The organism is Mesonia sp. K7, from assembly GCF_003233725.1.
In the GTDB taxonomy this organism is placed as follows: domain Bacteria; phylum Bacteroidota; class Bacteroidia; order Flavobacteriales; family Flavobacteriaceae; genus Mesonia.
The window spans coordinates 21,643-40,710 of the sequence record NZ_QKQV01000010.1; the positions used below are offsets into that span (position 1 = coordinate 21,643).

Annotated in this window: 29 protein-coding genes; 27 read left to right on the forward strand and 2 right to left on the reverse strand. The window is 35.9% G+C overall.

Annotation, left to right across the window (positions count from 1 at the left end):
* Positions 1–5: 5 nt before the first annotated feature.
* The 26 genes from rpmC to DNG35_RS12185 all read left to right on the forward strand — a co-directional run bounded on the left by rpmC (position 6) and on the right by DNG35_RS12185 (position 15,531).
* The gene (rpmC, locus tag DNG35_RS08180) at positions 6–209 is read left to right on the forward strand and encodes a 50S ribosomal protein L29 (protein WP_111127734.1); all 204 of its coding nucleotides are present in this window, start codon (positions 6–8) and stop codon (positions 207–209) included.
* Between the two features lies 1 nt (position 210).
* The gene (rpsQ, locus tag DNG35_RS08185; RefSeq protein WP_111127738.1) at positions 211–468 is read left to right on the forward strand and encodes a 30S ribosomal protein S17; all 258 of its coding nucleotides are present in this window, start codon (positions 211–213) and stop codon (positions 466–468) included.
* A gap of 2 nt (positions 469–470) precedes the next feature.
* Entirely contained in the window at positions 471–839 is a 369-nt protein-coding gene (gene rplN, locus DNG35_RS08190; protein ID WP_111127741.1) for a 50S ribosomal protein L14, read from the forward strand.
* Between the two features lie 10 nt (positions 840–849).
* On the forward strand, positions 850–1,161 hold the full coding sequence (rplX, locus tag DNG35_RS08195) for a 50S ribosomal protein L24 (RefSeq protein ID WP_111127744.1): 312 nt from the start codon (positions 850–852) through the stop codon (positions 1,159–1,161).
* Between the two features lie 7 nt (positions 1,162–1,168).
* Positions 1,169–1,720, forward strand: coding sequence for a 50S ribosomal protein L5 (gene rplE / locus DNG35_RS08200; protein WP_111127747.1), 552 nt, complete (start codon positions 1,169–1,171; stop codon positions 1,718–1,720).
* Between the two features lie 2 nt (positions 1,721–1,722).
* The gene (gene rpsN / locus DNG35_RS08205; protein ID WP_111127752.1) at positions 1,723–1,992 is read left to right on the forward strand and encodes a 30S ribosomal protein S14; all 270 of its coding nucleotides are present in this window, start codon (positions 1,723–1,725) and stop codon (positions 1,990–1,992) included.
* 64 nt (positions 1,993–2,056) lie between these two features.
* The gene (gene rpsH / locus DNG35_RS08210) at positions 2,057–2,455 is read left to right on the forward strand and encodes a 30S ribosomal protein S8 (RefSeq protein WP_111127756.1); all 399 of its coding nucleotides are present in this window, start codon (positions 2,057–2,059) and stop codon (positions 2,453–2,455) included.
* Positions 2,456–2,476: 21 nt separating this feature from the next.
* Positions 2,477–3,019: a 50S ribosomal protein L6 gene (gene rplF, locus DNG35_RS08215; protein WP_111127758.1), complete on the forward strand. Its 543-nt coding sequence runs from the start codon at positions 2,477–2,479 to the stop codon at positions 3,017–3,019.
* A 15-nt stretch (positions 3,020–3,034) separates the two neighbouring features.
* Complete coding sequence (rplR, locus tag DNG35_RS08220) at positions 3,035–3,388, forward strand: 50S ribosomal protein L18 (protein ID WP_111127764.1); 354 nt, start codon at positions 3,035–3,037, stop codon at positions 3,386–3,388.
* Between the two features lie 6 nt (positions 3,389–3,394).
* Entirely contained in the window at positions 3,395–3,919 is a 525-nt protein-coding gene (rpsE, locus tag DNG35_RS08225; protein WP_111127767.1) for a 30S ribosomal protein S5, read from the forward strand.
* Positions 3,920–3,930: 11 nt separating this feature from the next.
* Positions 3,931–4,110 carry a 50S ribosomal protein L30 gene (gene rpmD, locus DNG35_RS08230; protein ID WP_111127769.1) on the forward strand — a complete coding sequence of 60 codons (180 nt, stop codon included), beginning with the start codon at positions 3,931–3,933 and terminating at the stop codon, positions 4,108–4,110.
* A gap of 11 nt (positions 4,111–4,121) precedes the next feature.
* The gene (gene rplO / locus DNG35_RS08235; RefSeq protein WP_111127990.1) at positions 4,122–4,574 is read left to right on the forward strand and encodes a 50S ribosomal protein L15; all 453 of its coding nucleotides are present in this window, start codon (positions 4,122–4,124) and stop codon (positions 4,572–4,574) included.
* A 19-nt stretch (positions 4,575–4,593) separates the two neighbouring features.
* The gene (gene secY / locus DNG35_RS08240) at positions 4,594–5,928 is read left to right on the forward strand and encodes a preprotein translocase subunit SecY (RefSeq protein ID WP_111127772.1); all 1,335 of its coding nucleotides are present in this window, start codon (positions 4,594–4,596) and stop codon (positions 5,926–5,928) included.
* Positions 5,929–5,930: 2 nt separating this feature from the next.
* Positions 5,931–6,146, forward strand: coding sequence for a translation initiation factor IF-1 (gene infA, locus DNG35_RS08245; protein WP_111127775.1), 216 nt, complete (start codon positions 5,931–5,933; stop codon positions 6,144–6,146).
* A gap of 94 nt (positions 6,147–6,240) precedes the next feature.
* Positions 6,241–6,357 carry a type B 50S ribosomal protein L36 gene (gene ykgO / locus DNG35_RS08250; protein WP_013621733.1) on the forward strand — a complete coding sequence of 39 codons (117 nt, stop codon included), beginning with the start codon at positions 6,241–6,243 and terminating at the stop codon, positions 6,355–6,357.
* 2 nt (positions 6,358–6,359) lie between these two features.
* Positions 6,360–6,734, forward strand: a complete 375-nt coding sequence (gene rpsM / locus DNG35_RS08255) for a 30S ribosomal protein S13 (protein ID WP_111127778.1) — start codon at positions 6,360–6,362, stop codon at positions 6,732–6,734.
* A gap of 107 nt (positions 6,735–6,841) precedes the next feature.
* Complete coding sequence (gene rpsK, locus DNG35_RS08260; RefSeq protein ID WP_111127781.1) at positions 6,842–7,243, forward strand: 30S ribosomal protein S11; 402 nt, start codon at positions 6,842–6,844, stop codon at positions 7,241–7,243.
* 88 nt (positions 7,244–7,331) lie between these two features.
* A complete protein-coding gene (gene rpsD / locus DNG35_RS08265) occupies positions 7,332–7,937 on the forward strand; it encodes a 30S ribosomal protein S4 (RefSeq protein ID WP_111127785.1) in 606 nt (201 codons plus the stop codon).
* 23 nt (positions 7,938–7,960) lie between these two features.
* The gene (locus DNG35_RS08270) at positions 7,961–8,953 is read left to right on the forward strand and encodes a DNA-directed RNA polymerase subunit alpha (protein ID WP_111127788.1); all 993 of its coding nucleotides are present in this window, start codon (positions 7,961–7,963) and stop codon (positions 8,951–8,953) included.
* A gap of 67 nt (positions 8,954–9,020) precedes the next feature.
* On the forward strand, positions 9,021–9,530 hold the full coding sequence (gene rplQ / locus DNG35_RS08275; protein WP_111127790.1) for a 50S ribosomal protein L17: 510 nt from the start codon (positions 9,021–9,023) through the stop codon (positions 9,528–9,530).
* 80 nt (positions 9,531–9,610) lie between these two features.
* Entirely contained in the window at positions 9,611–10,729 is a 1,119-nt protein-coding gene (gene carA / locus DNG35_RS08280; RefSeq protein WP_111127793.1) for a glutamine-hydrolyzing carbamoyl-phosphate synthase small subunit, read from the forward strand.
* Between the two features lie 4 nt (positions 10,730–10,733).
* A complete protein-coding gene (gene eno / locus DNG35_RS08285) occupies positions 10,734–12,026 on the forward strand; it encodes a phosphopyruvate hydratase (RefSeq protein ID WP_111127795.1) in 1,293 nt (430 codons plus the stop codon).
* A 107-nt stretch (positions 12,027–12,133) separates the two neighbouring features.
* Positions 12,134–13,420, forward strand: a complete 1,287-nt coding sequence (locus tag DNG35_RS08290) for a citrate synthase (RefSeq protein ID WP_111127798.1) — start codon at positions 12,134–12,136, stop codon at positions 13,418–13,420.
* Between the two features lie 70 nt (positions 13,421–13,490).
* On the forward strand, positions 13,491–14,405 hold the full coding sequence (locus DNG35_RS08295; protein ID WP_111127801.1) for a dimethylarginine dimethylaminohydrolase family protein: 915 nt from the start codon (positions 13,491–13,493) through the stop codon (positions 14,403–14,405).
* 12 nt (positions 14,406–14,417) lie between these two features.
* The gene (gene ctlX, locus DNG35_RS08300) at positions 14,418–15,353 is read left to right on the forward strand and encodes a citrulline utilization hydrolase CtlX (RefSeq protein WP_111127803.1); all 936 of its coding nucleotides are present in this window, start codon (positions 14,418–14,420) and stop codon (positions 15,351–15,353) included.
* A 1-nt stretch (position 15,354) separates the two neighbouring features.
* Positions 15,355–15,531: a hypothetical protein gene (locus DNG35_RS12185; RefSeq protein ID WP_158524885.1), complete on the forward strand. Its 177-nt coding sequence runs from the start codon at positions 15,355–15,357 to the stop codon at positions 15,529–15,531.
* Positions 15,532–15,534: 3 nt separating this feature from the next.
* Here the strand turns inward: DNG35_RS12185 and DNG35_RS08305 are convergent, their stop codons facing one another.
* Positions 15,535–16,155, reverse strand: a complete 621-nt coding sequence (locus tag DNG35_RS08305; RefSeq protein ID WP_111127993.1) for a MarC family protein — start codon at positions 16,153–16,155, stop codon at positions 15,535–15,537.
* A gap of 162 nt (positions 16,156–16,317) precedes the next feature.
* Between DNG35_RS08305 and argS the strand changes: the two genes are divergently transcribed.
* On the forward strand, positions 16,318–18,087 hold the full coding sequence (argS, locus tag DNG35_RS08310; protein WP_111127806.1) for an arginine--tRNA ligase: 1,770 nt from the start codon (positions 16,318–16,320) through the stop codon (positions 18,085–18,087).
* Here the strand turns inward: argS and DNG35_RS08315 are convergent, their stop codons facing one another.
* A complete protein-coding gene (locus tag DNG35_RS08315; RefSeq protein WP_111127809.1) occupies positions 18,088–19,056 on the reverse strand; it encodes a YitT family protein in 969 nt (322 codons plus the stop codon).
* Positions 19,057–19,068: the final 12 nt, after the last annotated feature.

Genomic DNA, 19,068 nt, shown 5'->3' on the forward strand with positions numbered 1-19,068 from the left:
GAATTATGAAACAATCAGAAATAAAAGAATTATCAACTGAAGAATTGCAAGAGAAAATAGTTTCCTCTAAGCAATCTTACAGAGACTTGAAAATGGCGCACACCATTACTCCTATCGAAAACCCATCTCAAATTAGGGGTTTAAGAAGAAGTATCGCGCGTATGGAAACAGAAATCACCAATAGAGAATTAAATAATTCTGCTGAGTAAGATGGAAAAAAGAAATTTAAGAAAAGAGCGTATCGGTGTTGTAACCAGTAACAAAATGCAGAAATCTATCGTGGTTTCTGAGGTTAAAAAAGTAAAACACCCTATGTATGGAAAATTCGTTTTGAAAACGAAAAAATACGTAGCACACGACGAAAAAAATGACTGCAACGAAGGAGATACTGTAAGAATCATGGAAACTAGACCTTTAAGTAAATCTAAATGTTGGAGATTAGTAGAAATCATTGAAAGAGCTAAATAATTATGGTACAACAAGAATCAAGATTAAGGGTAGCAGACAACACCGGAGCTAAAGAAGTTTTAGCCATTAGAGTGTTGGGGGGAACTAAAAGACGTTATGCTTCTGTTGGTGACAAAATTGTTGTAAGTGTAAAAGAAGCAACTCCTAATGGAAACATTAAAAAAGGAGCGGTTTCTACAGCAGTTGTAGTTCGTACCAAAAAAGAAGTAAGAAGACCAGACGGATCTTACATTCGTTTTGATGATAATGCTTGCGTATTGTTAAACCCTGCAGGAGAAATGAGAGGAACTCGTGTTTTTGGTCCTGTAGCGAGAGAATTACGTGATAAGCAATTTTTAAAGATTGTTTCATTAGCACCAGAAGTGCTTTAATACACAAACAATGACAAAGATTAAAATAAAATCAGGAGATACCGTACGAGTAATTGCCGGAGAACACAAAGGCAAAGAAGGAAAAGTACAAAAAGTATTTATTGATAAGAACAAAGCCATTGTAGAAGGAGTAAATTTAGTTTCTAAACACCAAAAGCCAAGTGCTACAAATCCGCAAGGAGGTATTAAAGAAGTAGAAGCTCCAATTCATATTTCAAATTTATCTTTGTTAGATAAAGACGGAAACACTACAAGAGTAGGTTATAGAATAGAAGGGGATAAAAAAGTGAGATTTTCAAAAAAATCTAACGAAGTAATTTAAGAAGGTTATGAGTTACGTACCAAGACTTAAACAAGAGTATAAAGAGCGCGTTATCGATGCGCTTACAAAAGAATTTAGTTATAACAATGTGATGGAAGTTCCTAAACTTTCTAAGATTGTTTTAAGTAGAGGAGTAGGTGCAGCTGTTGCTGATAAAAAACTTATTGACTATGCGGTTGACGAATTAACAGCTATCTCTGGTCAAAAAGCAATTTCAACAATATCTAAAAAAGATGTTGCATCTTTCAAATTAAGAAAAGGAATGCCAATCGGGGCTAAAGTTACTTTGAGAGGTGATAAAATGTACGAGTTTTTAGATCGTCTTATCACTGCTTCATTACCACGAGTAAGAGACTTTAACGGTATCAAAGCAACTGGTTTTGATGGTAGAGGAAACTATAACTTAGGTATTACAGAACAAATTATTTTTCCTGAGATTAATATCGATAAGGTAAACAAAGTATCAGGTATGGACATCACTTTTGTGACCACAGCCAATACCGATAAAGAAGCCAAATCATTATTAAGTGAATTAGGATTACCATTTAAAAAGAACTAATTATGGCAAAAGAATCAATGAAAGCCCGTGAGGTAAAAAGGGAAAAATTGGTAGAAAAGTATGCTGAAAAAAGAAAAGCTTTAAAAGAAGCTGGTGATTACGAAGCATTACAAAAATTACCAAAAAACGCTTCTCCGGTAAGATTACATAACCGTTGTAAGTTAACTGGAAGACCTAGAGGCTATATGAGAACTTTTGGAATCTCTCGTGTAATGTTTAGAGAGATGGCTAACCAAGGCCTAATTCCAGGAGTTACAAAAGCAAGTTGGTAAAAGAATATTAACAGGTTGAAGGTTTAGGTATAAAACTAAAAACCACAATCGTAAATTTAAATAAATGAATACAGATCCTATTGCAGATTATTTGACAAGAATTAGGAATGCGGTCGCAGCAAACCACAGAGTTGTTGAGATACCAGCGTCTAATCTTAAAAAGCAGATCACAAAAATCTTGTTTGATCAAGGTTATATTTTAAGCTACAAATTTGAAGACGATGCTACACAAGGCAAAATCAAGATAGCTTTAAAGTATGATAAAGAAACAAAAGAACCTGTAATTAAAAAATTACAGAGAATTAGTACGCCAGGTTTAAGACAATATGCTGGAGCTAAAGAGCTACCAAGAATTTTAAATGGTTTAGGAGTTGCTATCGTTTCTACTTCTCACGGAGTAATGACAGGTAAGCAAGCTAAACGCGAAAATGTAGGAGGAGAAATTCTTTGTTACGTTTACTAATCTTATAAAAGGTATTAAGTTATGTCAAGAATAGGAAAAAGCCCAGTTTCAATCCCAGAAGGAGTTGATGTAAAGATAGAAGACGGAGTTGTAACGGTAAAAGGAAAATTAGGAGAGTTAACACAGAATTTTTCTGATGTTGATATCAAACTAGAAGAAAACGAAGTAATCCTTGAAAGAGGTTCAGATCATAAAGACCATAGAGCAAAACACGGTTTGTATAGAGCCTTGATTCAAAATATGGTTGAAGGAGTTTCTCAAGGATTTACGAAAGAATTAGAGTTGGTAGGGGTTGGTTATAGAGCTTCAAACCAAGGTCAAAAATTAGATATAGCAGTTGGTTTTTCACACAACATCGTTATCGATTTAGCACCAGAAGTAAAAGTAGAAACGGTTTCTGAAAAAGGAAAGAACCCAATCATCAAGCTAACTTCACATGACAAACAGTTAGTAGGTCAAGTTGCTGCTAAGATAAGATCATTCCGTAAGCCAGAGCCTTACAAAGGAAAAGGTATTAAGTTTGTAGGAGAACAAATCAGAAGAAAAGCTGGTAAATCAGCTTAATAAACAAGTTTAGTTATGGCATTTTCAAAAGAAAATAGAAGAAATAAAATCAGAAGAAGAATACGTCAGAGTATTGTAGGTACTGCACAAAAACCTAGATTGTCTGTTTTTAGAAGTAATAAAGAAATTTATGCTCAAATTATAGATGATGTAAATGGTAAAACTATTGCAGCAGCTTCTTCTAGAGATAAGCAAATAGATGCAAAAGGAACTAAATCTGAGGTTTCTCAAGCAGTAGGAAAATTAATTGCTGAAAAAGCAAAAGACGCAGGTGTAGAAACCATCACATTTGATAGAGGAGGTTATTTATACCACGGAAGAGTTAAATCATTGGCAGAAGGTGCACGCGAAGCAGGACTAAAATTCTAAAAAGATATGTATCAAGATTATAAAAATGTAGAGCTTGTTAAACCAAGCGGATTAGATTTAAAAGACCGTTTAGTAGGAGTTCAACGTGTTACTAAAGTAACCAAAGGAGGTAGAGCTTTCGGATTTTCGGCTATCGTTGTTGTAGGTGACGAAAATGGTGTTGTAGGACACGGTTTAGGAAAATCTAAAGAAGTAGCAGAAGCAATCTCTAAAGCGGTTGAAGATGCTAAGAAGAATTTAGTTCGTATCCCTTTACATAAAGGTACTTTGCCACACGAGCAAAAAGGAAAGTACGGTGGAGCTAGAGTGTTGTTATTACCAGCTGCAACGGGTACCGGAGTTATCGCAGGTGGAGCAATCCGTGCGGTATTAGAAGCTGTTGGTGTACACGATGTATTATCAAAAAACCAAGGTTCTTCAAACCCTCACAACGTGGTAAAAGCTACTTTTGATGCTTTATTACAACTGAGAAGTGCAGAAACGGTAGCGAAGCAACGTGGTATTTCTTTAGATAAAGTTTTTAACGGATAATAATTTTAGGGATGGGAAAGATCAAAGTAACAAAAGTAAAAAGTGCTATTAATCGTACCAAAAACCAAAAGCAAACCTTAGAAGCTTTAGGATTAAGAAAAATGGGACAAACAGTAGAGCACGAAGATTCTCCAAATATACTTGGAATGGTAAATAAAGTAAAACACTTAGTTTCTGTAGAAGAAGCTTAATGATAAAAACTATGGAATTAAATAACTTACAACCTGCAGAAGGTTCAGTTAAATCAAACGGAAAGCGAGTTGGTCGTGGTGAAGGTTCTGGTAAAGGCGGAACAGCTACCAGAGGTCACAAAGGGGCTAAGTCTCGTTCTGGTTATTCTAAAAAGATTGGTTTTGAAGGTGGTCAGATGCCGCTACAAAGAAGAGTGCCAAAATTTGGTTTTAAAAACATCAACAGAGTAGAATATCAAGGTGTAAACTTAGATGTTTTACAACAAATGGTTGATGATGGTAAAATCAAAGATACAGTAGATATGACTTCTTATATCGAAAACAGATTGGCTACCAAAAACGAACTTGTAAAGATTTTAGGTAGAGGTGAGTTAAAAGCAAAACTTAAAGTTTCTGCTCATAAATTTACCAAATCTGCGCAAGAAGCGATTGAAAAAGCTGGCGGAGAAGTAATTACTCTTTAAAAAAAACCAATCAATTAAGATGAAATTTATTGAAACAATAAAAAATATCTGGAAGATTGAAGAGCTCAAGAATAGAATATTAGTTACTCTTGGGCTTTTACTTGTTTACCGTTTTGGTACACAAGTTCCTCTGCCAGGTATCGATGTATCTCAACTAGCAAACCTCGCCAACCAAACCGATGGCGGTTTATTAGGTCTTTTAAATTCCTTTACAGGAGGAGCGTTTTCTAATGCTTCTGTTTTTGCTTTAGGAATTATGCCTTATATCTCTGCTTCTATTGTAGTGCAATTAATGGGAATTGCAATTCCTTATCTGCAAAAACTACAGAAAGAAGGAGAAAGCGGTAGAAGAAGAATCAACCAAATCACAAGATGGTTAACCATTGCTATTACGTTAGTACAAGGTCCAGGTTATATATATAACTTGTATGCAACCTTACCTGAAGGTGCGTTTTTGTTAGAAAACTCAACTACGTTTGTGGTTTCTTCTGTAATCCTACTTACCACGGGTTGTATTTTTGCCATGTGGCTAGGAGAGAGAATTACCGATAAAGGAATTGGTAACGGTATCTCGTTATTAATTATGGTTGGTATTATTGCTACTTTACCACAATCATTTGTACAAGAAGTATCATCAAGAATGACTTCAAACGGTGGTTTAATTATGATCTTAATTGAGCTTGCTATTTGGTTTATTATTATTCTTGCTTCGGTGATGTTGGTCATGGCAGTAAGAAAAATACCAGTACAGTATGCAAGAAGAAATGCTACAGGAGGTTACGAGAAAAATATTTTTGGTGGGGCAAGACAATTTATTCCTTTAAAGTTAAACGCTTCTGGGGTAATGCCAATCATTTTTGCACAAGCGATTATGTTTATTCCTGCAGCTGTGGCTGGATTATCAGAATCTGAAACCGCACAAAGCATTACAACAACCTTTAACGATATGTTTGGCTTTTGGTATAATTTAGTATTCGCTTTATTAATTATTGTATTTACATATTTCTATACAGCGATCACAGTACCAACCAACAAAATGGCAGACGATTTAAAGCGTAACGGAGGTTTTATTCCAGGAATAAGACCAGGAACAGAAACCGCAGAATATTTAGACAGAATTATGTCTCAAATCACCTTACCGGGATCTATTTTCTTAGCATTAATTGCGATTTTTCCTGCAATTATTGTTTCAATAGGTGTACAACAAGGGTTTGCGTTATTCTTTGGAGGAACTTCACTACTTATTATGGTAGGTGTAGCGATAGATACAATTCAACAAGTAAATAGCTATTTATTAAATAGACATTACGACGGATTGATGAAAACAGGTAAAAATAGAAAAGCAGTAGCATAAGTATGGCAAAACAACCAGCAATAGAACAAGACGGAACAATTGTAGAAGCATTATCTAATGCAATGTTTAGAGTAGAATTAGAAAATGGTCACATTGTCACAGCACATATTTCTGGAAAAATGCGTATGCATTATATCAAGTTATTACCAGGCGATAAAGTAAAACTAGAGATGAGTCCGTATGACTTATCAAAAGCAAGAATTACATATCGTTATTAAAAATAATGCTATTTGTAATTTTTTTATTACTTTTGCAACCTGAAAATTAGAAAATTAAATATAGATAGTAAAACTATCCGTAAAAATAAATAAGATGAAAGTAAGAGCATCGATAAAGAAGAGAAGCGCCGAGTGCAAAATTGTACGTCGTAAAGGCAGACTTTATGTAATTAACAAAAAGAATCCTAGATTCAAACAAAGACAAGGCTAATTATGGCAAGAATAGCAGGGGTTGATATACCAAAACAAAAAAGAGGGGTTATTGCATTAACCTACATTTTCGGAATTGGCAAGAGCAGAGCTCAAGAAATTCTTAAGAATGCCAATGTAGATGAGAGCAAGAAAGTTTCTGATTGGAACGATGACGAAATTGGAAACATTCGTGAACAAGTTGGTAAATTCACTATCGAAGGTGAACTACGTTCTGAAACACAATTAAACATCAAGCGTTTGATGGATATTGGTTGTTACAGAGGTATCAGACACAGAGTTGGTTTGCCATTAAGAGGTCAACGTACGAAGAATAACTCTAGAACGAGAAAAGGTAAGAGAAAAACAGTTGCAAACAAGAAAAAAGCAACTAAATAATAATTTTTGACACGTTAGTCATTAGTATTTAGAAGTTAGACGAATCTGCTTGAAATAGAAATGTTTAGGATTCTAACAACTATAACTGACAACTAAAAGCTAAAAGTATGGCGAAAACAGCAAAATCATCAAAAACAACTACAAAAAAGCGTAAAGTTAATGTAGAGTCTATTGGAGAAGCTCATATCAATGCTTCTTTCAATAACATTATTGTATCATTAACCAATAAAAAAGGAGACGTTATTTCTTGGTCATCTGCCGGGAAAATGGGCTTTAGAGGAAGCAAGAAAAACACTCCTTATGCTGCTCAATTAGCTGCAGAAGATGCAACAAAAGTTGCGCACGAAGCAGGTTTGAGAAAAGTAAAAGTTTTTGTAAAAGGTCCTGGAAACGGTAGAGAATCTGCTATCAGATCCATTCACAATGGTGGTGTAGAAGTAACTGAAATTATCGATGTTACTCCAATTCCACACAACGGATGTAGACCTCCAAAAAGACGTAGAGTATAATTATAAATATTTATAACTAAGGGAAAAACGATTATCGAAGGATAAATTTTAGCCTTAATTCATAATCACCCTTAATAATTCAATTAGAATGGCAAGATATACAGGTCCAAAAACTAAAATAGCTCGTAAGTTTGGTGAAGCTATTTACGGAGAAGACAAATCTTTCGAGAAAAGAAACTACCCTCCAGGTCAGCACGGTAACAACAGACGCCGTGGTAAAAAATCTGAATACGCTATCCAGTTAATGGAAAAGCAAAAAGCAAAATATACTTACGGTATATTAGAGCGTCAGTTTAGAAACATGTTTAAGAAAGCAACCAGTGCACCAGGAATTACGGGTGAGGTGTTGTTACAACTTTGTGAGTCACGTCTAGATAACGTTGTTTACAGAATGGGAATTTCTCCTTCTAGAAGCGGTGCAAGACAATTGGTTTCTCACAGACATATTACTGTTAATGGTGAGTTAGTAAACATTCCATCATATCAGTTAAAAGCAGGTGATGTTGTTGGTGTAAGAGAAAAATCAAAATCATTGACTGCTATTCAAGATTCTTTAGAGAATTCATCGACAGTTTACGAGTGGATTTCTTGGAACAGCGAAAAGAAAGAAGGTACTTATGTTGCACTTCCTTCTAGAATCCAAATTCCTGAGAACATCAACGAGCAGTTTATTGTCGAATTATATTCAAAATAATTTTAATTAACAGAAATCATAATATGGCCATATTAAATTTTCAAAAGCCCGATAAAGTTATCTTAATAGACTCTACTGAGTTTGAAGGTAAATTTGAATTCAGACCCTTAGAACCAGGTTACGGACTAACTGTTGGTAACGCATTAAGAAGAGTACTGTTATCATCGCTTGAAGGTTTTGCCATTACATCTGTACGTATCGAAGGTATCGACCACGAGTTTTCAACCATTTCTGGTGTTGTAGAAGACGTTACTGAGATTATCCTAAATCTAAAACAAGTTCGTTTCAAACAACAAATCGAAGACATCGATAACGAAACCGTAACCGTACAAGTTTCTGGTAAAGAGCAGTTGACTGCTGGAGATTTCCAAAAGTTCATTTCAGGTTTCCAAGTTTTAAATCCAGATTTAGTGATTTGTAACATGGAAAAGAATGTTAACCTTAATATCGAATTAACGATAGACAAAGGAAGAGGTTATGTTCCTGCAGAAGAAAACAAAAAAGGAAATGCTCCTTTAGGAACTATTTTTACAGACTCTATTTATACCCCAATAAAGAATGTAAAGTATAGCATAGAAAACTATCGTGTAGAGCAAAAAACAGATTACGAAAAATTAGTTTTCGAAATCATTACCGATGGTTCTATTCATCCACAAGAAGCATTAACAGAAGCTGCAAAAATCCTAATTCACCACTTTATGTTATTCTCTGATGAGAGAATCACGCTAGAAGCGGATGAAATTGCACAAACAGAAACGTATGACGAAGAGTCATTACATATGCGTCAGTTACTAAAGACCAAGTTAGTAGATTTAGATCTTTCGGTAAGAGCATTAAACTGTTTAAAAGCAGCAGAAGTAGATACTTTAGGTGACTTAGTATCATACAACAAAAACGATTTAATGAAGTTCCGTAACTTCGGTAAAAAATCTTTAACAGAGCTAGAAGAATTAGTAAACGTTAAAGGTTTGAATTTCGGAATGGATTTATCAAAATATAAATTAGATAAAGATTAATACATCATATTTTGCTCTCTCGTAATTACGGGATTTGGAAGCAAGATGGTGATTAAATGAAAACGTCATGAGACACGGAAAAAAAGTAAACCACTTAGGTAGAAAAACAGCTCACAGGAAGGCAATGCTTGCGAATATGGCAGGTTCTTTAATCGAGCACAAAAGAATCAACACTACGTTGGCAAAAGCAAAAGCTTTAAAGCAATTTGTTGAGCCTTTAGTAACAAAGTCTAAAGAAGACACTACGCACAACAGAAGATTGGTTTTTTCAAAATTAAGAAGCAAGTATGCGGTTGGTGAATTGTTTAGAGAAGTAGCTCCAAAAGTGGGTGATCGTCCAGGAGGTTACACTAGAATTATCAAATTAGGTAATCGTTTAGGTGATAATGCAGAAATGGCAATGATCGAGTTAGTAGATTTCAACGAATTATACAACGCTGGAGAAACTAAGAAGAAATCTACTCGTCGTAGTAGAAGATCAAAAAAATCTAACGTAGCTGAAACTACTGCTGCTGAAAAACCAGCAAAAGAAGAAGCTGCTAAAAAAGAAGAAAAATCATCTAATGAAGAAGAATAATAAGATGATAATTTATTCAAAATAAATTAAAAGGGATAAGCTATTTATAGTTTATCCCTTTTTTTTAAACTTAAAAATACATGAAATATCAAGTTCGTAAAAAAGCATTTTTATTATTAGAAGACGGAACCATTTTTTGGGGAAAGATTGTAGGTGATTCAGAAGGTAGTTCTTTTGGTGAGGTGTGTTTTAATACCGGAATGACAGGTTACCAAGAGATATTTACAGACCCATCTTATTACGGGCAGCTTATGGTAACGACCAATGCACACATTGGTAACTACGGAACTTATTCTGATGAGGTAGAATCAGAAGACATTAAGATTGCGGGGCTTATTTGTAAAAACTTTAGTTATAATTATTCTCGACCAAAATCAGATTTAAGCTTAGAGGAGTTTTTAAAACAGAATAATTTATTGGCAATTTCAGATGTAGATACCAGAGCTTTGGTTTCTTACATTCGTGACAACGGGGCGATGAATGGTGTCATTAGTACGGAATTAGATAATATAGATACCTTAAAAAAACAGCTTTCTGAAATGCCAGATATGAAAGGTTTAGAGTTGGCATCAAAAGTTTCAACTAAAGAACCTTATTTCTTGGGTGATGAAAATGCTACTTATAAAGTTTCGGCTTTAGATATTGGGATCAAGAAAAATATCCTGCGTAACCTTACTAGAAGAGATTGCTATGTAAAGGTGTTTCCTTACAATGCTACTTACGAGGAAATGACCGAGTGGAATCCAGATGGGTTTTTCTTATCTAATGGTCCTGGAGATCCAGAACCTTTAGAAAGTGCCATCAGTACAGCCAAGAAGATTATTGAGAGTGGTCAACCTCTTTTCGGAATTTGTCTTGGGCATCAAGTCATAGCCTTGGCAAACGGAGTTTCTACCTTTAAAATGCATCACGGGCACAGAGGAATCAACCATCCGATTTTAAATCTCGAAACAGGGAAAGGAGAAATTACTTCTCAAAATCACGGTTTTGCGGTTGATAGAGACGAATTAGAAAAAAATAGCGAATTAGAAATTACGCACGTTCACCTAAACGATAACACGGTTGCAGGTTTAAAAATGAAAAATAAACCCGTATTTTCGGTACAATACCATCCAGAAGCAAGTCCTGGACCACACGATGCAGATTATTTATTCGATCAGTTTTTAGAAAATATCAAACAACATAAATCAAATTCATAAAACGATGGCTTTAATTATTGAGATTCACGCAAGACAAATTTTCGACTCGAGAGGTAATCCAACCGTAGAAGTAGATGTCTATACAGAAAATGGTATTCTAGGTAGAGCAGCCGTTCCTTCAGGAGCTTCAACAGGAGAGCACGAAGCGGTCGAACTTCGTGATGGTGGGAAAACCTATATGGGAAAAGGAGTTTTAAAAGCCGTAGAAAATGTAAATACCATTATCGCTGAAAACTTATTGGGCATATCGGTTTTCGAACAAGAAGCGATTGATAAGTTAATGATTGATCTGGACGGAACACCAAACAAATCGAAACTTGGTGCCAACGCTATTCTAGGTGTTTCGCTTGCCGTGGCTAAAGCAGCGGCCAATGAACTCAATATGCCGTTATATCGTTATGTTGGTGGTGTAAGTGCCAAAACACTTCCCGTTCCTATGATGAATATCATCAATGGTGGTTCACACTCAGATGCGCCAATTGCTTTTCAAGAGTTTATGGTGATGCCGGTAAAAGCAGAAACTTTTACGCAGGCAATGCAAATGGGATCAGAAATTTTTCACCACCTAAAGAAGGTATTGCACGACAGAAGTCTGAGTACAGCTGTGGGTGACGAAGGTGGCTTTGCACCAACGCTAAATGGTACGGAAGATGCTTTAGATTCCATCAAGCAAGCCACGGAAAATGCGGGCTATAAGTTTGGGGATGAGATTATGATTGCCTTAGATTGTGCTTCTGCGGAATTTTACAAAGACGGAAAGTACAACTACCAAATTTTTGAAGGCGATACCGGAAAAGTAAGAACAAGCCAGGAGCAGGCCGAATATTTAGCGGAACTATGTGCGAATTACCCCATTATCTCTATCGAAGACGGTATGGATGAAAACGATTGGGAAGGCTGGAAAATATTAACCGAAAAAGTAGGTGACAAAGTACAGTTGGTAGGTGACGATTTGTTTGTAACCAATGTGGAAAGATTAGAAAGAGGAATCAACGAAAATATTGCTAATTCTATCTTAATTAAAGTGAACCAAATTGGTACCTTAACCGAAACTATTGCTGCAGTAAACATGGCTCATAATGCAGGTTACACTTCCGTCATGTCACATCGTTCTGGAGAAACAGAAGACAACACCATTGCCGATTTAGCAGTAGCGTTAAACACTGGACAAATCAAAACAGGTTCAGCTTCGCGAAGTGATCGTATGGCAAAATACAATCAGTTGCTACGTATCGAAGAACAATTGGGTGATGTTGCCGTTTATCCAAAAGAAAAAGCCTTTAAAGTAAAAAGGTAAATATTTCGCGAAAGCGCTAAAAACAATAGTCGATTTAATGTTAAATTAACACGATTTTTCGTAAATTAGCGACTCTTGAAAATTAACGATAAAAACAAAATAAATACATGTCAAAAACAGCTATACTAGAATTTGATGGGAAAAAATATGAATTTCCCGTTACTGAAGGAACAGAAGGAGAAGTTGCCGTAAAAATAGATAAATTGCGTGGCGAAACAGGAGGTTTGATCACTTTAGATCCGGGTTATAAAAACACGGGTTCTTGTGAGAGCGCAATTACTTTTTTAGATGGTGAAAAAGGAATTCTGAGGTATAGAGGTTACACCATCGAAGAATTGGCAGAAAAAGCAAGCTTCTTGGAAGTTGCTTATTTGTTGATTTTTGGAGAACTACCGACACAAGAAAAATTAGATAGATTCTATAAAGACATCAAAGGACAATCGCACGTAGATGAAGAGATGAAAAAAATCTTAGACGGTTTTCCTAAATCGGCTCACCCAATGGGTGTTTTATCTTCGCTGACGAATGCATTAATTGCTTTTAATCCAAGCTCTGTAAACGTAGACTCAGAAGAAGATATGTACAAAGCTATTGTAAAGCTATTAGCAAAATTTCCAGTTTTAGTAGCTTGGACACTTAGAAAAAGGCAAGGTCAACCATTAGATTATGGTGATGGTTCTTTAGGTTATGTAGAGAACATCTTAAAAATGATGTTTAAACAACCGCATGAAACCTATGAAGTTGATCCAGTAGTAGCGGCAGCATTAAATAAACTTTTGATTTTACATGCCGATCATGAGCAAAATTGCTCTACTTCTACGGTAAGAATGGTAGGCTCTTCACATGCAGGTTTATTTGCTTCTATTTCTGCGGGTATCTCAGCTTTGTGGGGTCCTTTACACGGAGGTGCTAACCAAGCAGTGATCGAGATGCTGGAAGGTATCAAAAATGACGGAGGTGATACCCATAAATATATGGAAAAGGCGAAAGATAAAAATGATCCATTCCGTTTAATGGGCTTTGGCCATAGAGTATACAAAAACTTTGACCCAAGGGCAAGAATCATCAAAAAAGCAGCAGATGATGTTTTAGGAAAGTTGGGTGTAGAAGACCCTGTGCTTGATATTGCTAAAGGATTAGAAAAAGAAGCATTGGAAGATAGCTACTTTGTAGATAGAAAATTATATCCAAACGTAGATTTCTATTCAGGAATTATTTACCGAGCTCTCGGAATTCCAACAGAAATGTTTACTGTAATGTTTGCGCTTGGTAGATTACCAGGTTGGATTTCACAATGGAGAGAAATGCGTTTACGCAAAGAGCCAATAGGTCGTCCGAGACAGGTATATATTGGAGAAAACCAAAGGGCTTATGTGCCGATGGACCAACGATAAAATTTTAAAACCAAAGAGCTTCATAGAAATATGAAGCTTTTTTTTTATTTTTGGGTTATAAATTAAAAGGATGATACAACCCAAGATAGCAGACGAAACCTCGAGACTCAAAGCCGTAATTTTAGGAACAGCCCAAAGTAACGGGCCAACACCTACAGTAGAAGAGGCTTATGACCCAAAATCTTTAGAACATATTATTGCAGGAACTTACCCGTTAGAAGAAGATATGGTAAAGGAAATGACTGCTTTCGAAAAAGTGCTTAAAAAGTATGATGTAAAAGTTTATCGCCCCGAAGTTATCAATGATTACAACCAGATTTTTTCTCGGGATATTGGTTTTGTGGTAGAAGATATCTTTTTTAAGGCCAATATTTTACCCGATCGTGAGCGTGAGATAGAGGCGATTCAATACGTAATCGACCAAATTCCTGCAGCGAACGTAAAACGCTTTCCTGAAGATTGCCATATCGAAGGAGGAGATGTGATCCCTCATCACGATTATATCTTTATCGGAACTTATCGTGAAGACGATTATAGTAATTACATCACTGCACGAACAAACATGAAAGCAGTACGGCAAATGCAAGAAATGTTTCCGCAGAAAAAAGTCGTCTCTTTTAACCTTAGAAAATCAAAAGTCAACCCAAGGCTTAATGCCTTGCACCTCGATTGTTGTTTTCAGCCTATTGGCGAAAATAAAGCAATTATTCACCCCAACGGATTTTTAGAAGAAGAAGAGTACCATTGGTTGCTCAATTTCTTTGGAAAAGAAAATGTCTTTGAAATCAGTAAAGACGAAATGTACCATATGAACAGTAATATTTTCTCGATCGATAAAAATGTTGTAGTTTCCGAAAAGAATTTCACGCGTTTAAATACTTGGTTGAGAACAAAAGGCTTTACCGTAGAAGAAATCCCTTATGGAGAAATCGCCAAGCAAGAAGGTCTATTACGTTGTTCTACTTTACCCCTAATCAGAGCCTAAGCTCATATAATTATGAAACAAATCACCAATAACATATTAATGATTCGTCCAGTAAATTTCAGGATGAATGAGCAAACCGCAGTCAATAACTATTTTCAAAAAGAAACAAGTGTTTCCACGGAAGTGATTACGCAAAAAGCGCAGCAGGAGTTCGATGCTTTTGTCGAAAAACTTAAAAGTGTAGGTGTAAATGTGGTTGTGGTTGACGATATTTTAGAAAACGACACCCCAGATTCTATTTTCCCTAACAATTGGATATCGTTTCACCAAAACGGAAATATAGCTTTATATCCGATGTTTGCCGAAAACAGAAGACGAGAACGTCGAGCAGATATTTTAGAGGTTTTGGAAGAAAAAGGTTTCGAAATTAAGGATATTGTAGATTATACTTTAGCGGAAGAAGAAGAAGTTTTTCTAGAAGGAACCGGAAGCTTAATCCTAGATCGTCAAAACGAAAAAGCTTATTGTGCACTCTCAGATCGAGCAGACGAAGATTTGGTTATCGAGTTTTGTGAAGATTTTGAATATTCACCTATTATTTTTCACGCCTACCAAACTGTAGATGATAAAAGGTTACCCATATATCACACCAATGTGATGATGTGTGTTGCCGATAAGTTTGCAGTGATTTGTCTGGACACTATCGACGATAAAAAAGAGCGTAAAGCCGTGGTCAATAGCTTACAAGAAGACGATAAAGAAATTATTACCATCACCGAAGAGCAAATGCATCAGTTTGCCGGAAATATGTTACAAGTAGAAGGAAGAGATGATAAAAAATATTTGGTGATGAGTGCCAAAGCACACCAAAGTTTATCACAAGAGCAGATCAATAAGATTACTGCTCATTGTGAGATTTTGAGTAGCGATCTCAACTTGATAGAAACACTCGGTGGGGGAAGTGCTAGATGTATGATGGCAGAAGTATTTTTACCGAAAAAACTATAAGATGAAAAATACACTAAAATTAGCGCTTTTGCTTATTGGTTTTTTTCTGATAGGTTTTGGATTGACCAAAATTTTATTTTCAGAAAACATCATCGACGAAGCCAATACGCAAAATTATGCGATGGTGATCGTGGGCGTTTTATTTGCTTTGGTAGGCTGGGCTTTTAAAAAGCGGTAAATATTACTCAAAAAGTTTTACCACAGACGAAGTAATATATTCGATACCTATGGCAATTACAATAAATCCGATAATTCTCGAAATGGCATTAATTCCTGAAGCACCAAGTTTTTTCACAATAAAATGACCGCTTTTCAAAATCAAAAATGTAGCTAAACAAACCGCAGCTACAGCACCTACGATAATACCTTTATCTAAAAAAAGTTGATGTTCGTCATTTAGGGCAATCAATAAAGAAATAGAGCCTGGTCCAGCAAGCATTGGGATGGCAAGTGGCGTTAGAGAAACACTTTCACGTTCTTCGATGTCAGCTTGTACTTTCTCTTTGTGCATCCCTTTGTGTTTTTTAAAGTTTCCGGTAAGCAAGGCAAAACCTGAAGATACAATAATCAAACCGCCAGCAATGCGCAGCGAATCGATACTAATACCAAAAAACGCTAAAATATAATTTCCTGCAAAGAACGAAAGTAACAGAATGACAAAGATGTTAAGTGCTGTTTTTACTGAAGTTTTTGACTGTTCAGCTTTGGTGTCTTCTTGCGTCAATCCTACAAAAACAGGTACAGTTCCCAACGGATTAATGACCGAGAAAAGGGCTGCGAAAACATATACAAATAAGTCCATGGTTTTTTTCGCAAAAGTCTCTGCATTTGTCAAATTTCAGATAAAGTTTAGGTTAATTGTAGGTTAATGAAAAGCAAAATTTTAGGTCTATAAATTCATCAAAATCCATAAAGCTTAAAAAATTTCATTTAGCTATCTTTGCCTTTTCAAAACAAAGACAGGATGCAAGCAGTAATCGAAAACCAGGTCAAACAGTTCGTTAAAGAAAAATTTGATGTCCAAATAGAAAATGTTGAATTTCAAGCTACTCGTAAGGAGTTTGAAGGCGATGTGACCATGGTGGTTTTTCCGTTGCTCAAGCACATCAAAACCAACCCTGTTGTTTTAGGAAACGAAATAGGTCAAAACTTGGTCGAAAATATTGTAGGAATAGAAAGGTTTAATGTAGTGAGTGGTTTTCTGAACATTGTTCTAAGTCAGGATTATTTTGTCAAAAAATTCAACGAAATACAAGATACCACCAATTTTGGTTTTGAACACCCTACAGAAGTTTCGCCAACGTTGATGGTAGAATATTCTTCGCCCAACACCAACAAACCTTTACACTTAGGTCATATTAGAAATAACTTGTTGGGTTACGCTGTCGCGGAAATTTTAGGCGCTTCAGGAAATCATGTCGTAAAAACACAAATCATTAACGATCGAGGGATACATATTTGTAAGAGTATGCTCGCTTGGCAAAAATTTGGCAAGGGCGAAACCACAGAAACCACAGGTTTAAAAGGCGATAAATTGGTGGGGAATTACTACGTTAAATTCGATCAAGAATATAAAAAGGAAATAGAAACCTTGGTTGCACAAGGAAAAACTCAAGAAGAGGCTAAAAAGGAAGCTCCGTCGTTATTAGAAGCCCAAAATATGCTAAAAAAATGGGAAAGTGGTGACGAAGAAGTAGTTGCTTTATGGAAAAAAATGAATGCTTGGGTTTATGAGGGTTTTGAGAAAACTTATAAGGAGCTTGGGGTAGATTTCGATAAAAACTATTATGAAAGCGATACCTACTTGCTCGGGAAAGATATCGTACAAGAAGGTTTAGATAAAGGAGTTTTCTATAAAAAAGAAGACGGTAGTGTTTGGATAGATTTAACTGACGAAGGGCTAGACGAAAAACTGGTTTTACGTGCCGACGGAACGGCGGTTTACATGACACAAGATATTGGTACGGCGATACAACGTGTAAAAGATTATAATATCGACGGAATGGTTTATACCGTTGGTAATGAACAAGATTACCACTTTAAGGTCTTATTTCTTATCTTAAAAAAACTAGGCTATTCATGGGCAAACAATCTATACCATCTTAGTTACGGAATGGTAGATTTACCCAGCGGTAAAATGAAGAGTAGAGAAGGAACCGTTGTCGATGCTGACGATTTGATGCAAGAAATGACGCAAACGGCAAAAAACATTTCCGAGGAGTTGGGTAAACTCGACGGTTATACCGAGGCCGAAAAAGATGAATTGTATAAGACTATTGGTTTAGGTGCTTTAAAATATTACATTTTAAAAGTCGATCCGCGAAAGAGAATTTTATTTAATCCAGAAGAATCGGTAGATTTTCAAGGAAATACCGGGCCATTTATTCAGTATACCTATGCTAGAATCCAATCGATTTTGAGAAAAGCCAATATCAATTTCGATCAACGTATAGAAAATTTCGCTTTAAGTGAAAAGGAAACCGCTGTTATCAAACAATTGTTGCAATACCCAGAAGTGATTCAGCAAGCGGCAGCACAACACAGTCCGGCTCTCATTGCCAATTATATATATGATTTGGTGAAAGAGTTTAACTCCTTCTACCAAAATATACCGATTTTAGCTGCTGATACGGAAAACGAAATTATTTTTAGAGTTCAATTATCTAACGAAGTGGCAAAAGTAATCAAGTCTGGCTTTGGCCTGTTGGGAATTGGAGTTCCTGAAAGAATGTAGTTAGTGTAATGGGCGACGTTTGATCATTCCACCTTTGATGTCTTTTACAGGGGTCATCACGACAAATGCATTACTATCTATTTTCATGATTTCACGTTTCAGTTTGTTGAGTTCTAAACGCGTTAAAACAGTATAAAGAATATCAAGTTCATCGTTCCCGCCTTCGTGTTTTACACCTCTTTCGCCTTTGTAAATGGTTACACCACGACGAAGTTTATTTAGAATCATTTCTCTTATTTCTTCGCTGTGTACCGAAACGATATTCACAGAAATGTACTCTTCAATACCTTCAATCACAAAATCTAAGGTTTTGGAAGCTGCAAAATAGGTTATCATCGAGTATAGAGCAGCTTCGATAGAAAGCACCATCGCAGCTACAGAGAAAATAATGATATTGATAATGATAATCACATCGCCAATTGTGACGCTTAATTTTCTACTCAAAAAAATTGCCAATACTTCAGTGCCATCTATGACGGCGCCACCACGAACGGAAAACCCAATTCCGGCACCTAAAAAGAAACCACCAAATACAGCAACCAAAAGCTTATCATGTGTAATTTCCGGAAAATGCACTGTTGCGATGATAAGCGCTAGAAGTGAAATAGCAATGGTAGTTTTTATCGCAAATTGTTTGCCGACAATTTTAGTTCCTAGAAGGATAAAAGGTAAATTCACCAATAAGATAAACCAGTGAAACGGTATGTTGGTAATCTGGGCTATTAACAAGGCAATTCCAGTTGCGCCACCATCGATAAAATAATTGGGAAGAATAAAACTTTCTAGACCAAAAGCAGCCGAAAAAATACCGCAAATAATAAAAATGGCTTCTTTTGCAAATTGTTTAATGGCAGTTCTAAAACGGCGATAGGCTTTGGCTTGCTTATACTCAGAAAGATTTTCGTAATCGGGAAGATTTTCTTCGATACGAATAAACCGATGTAAAAGTTTTTTCCAAAAATCACTCATTCCGCTTTTTTT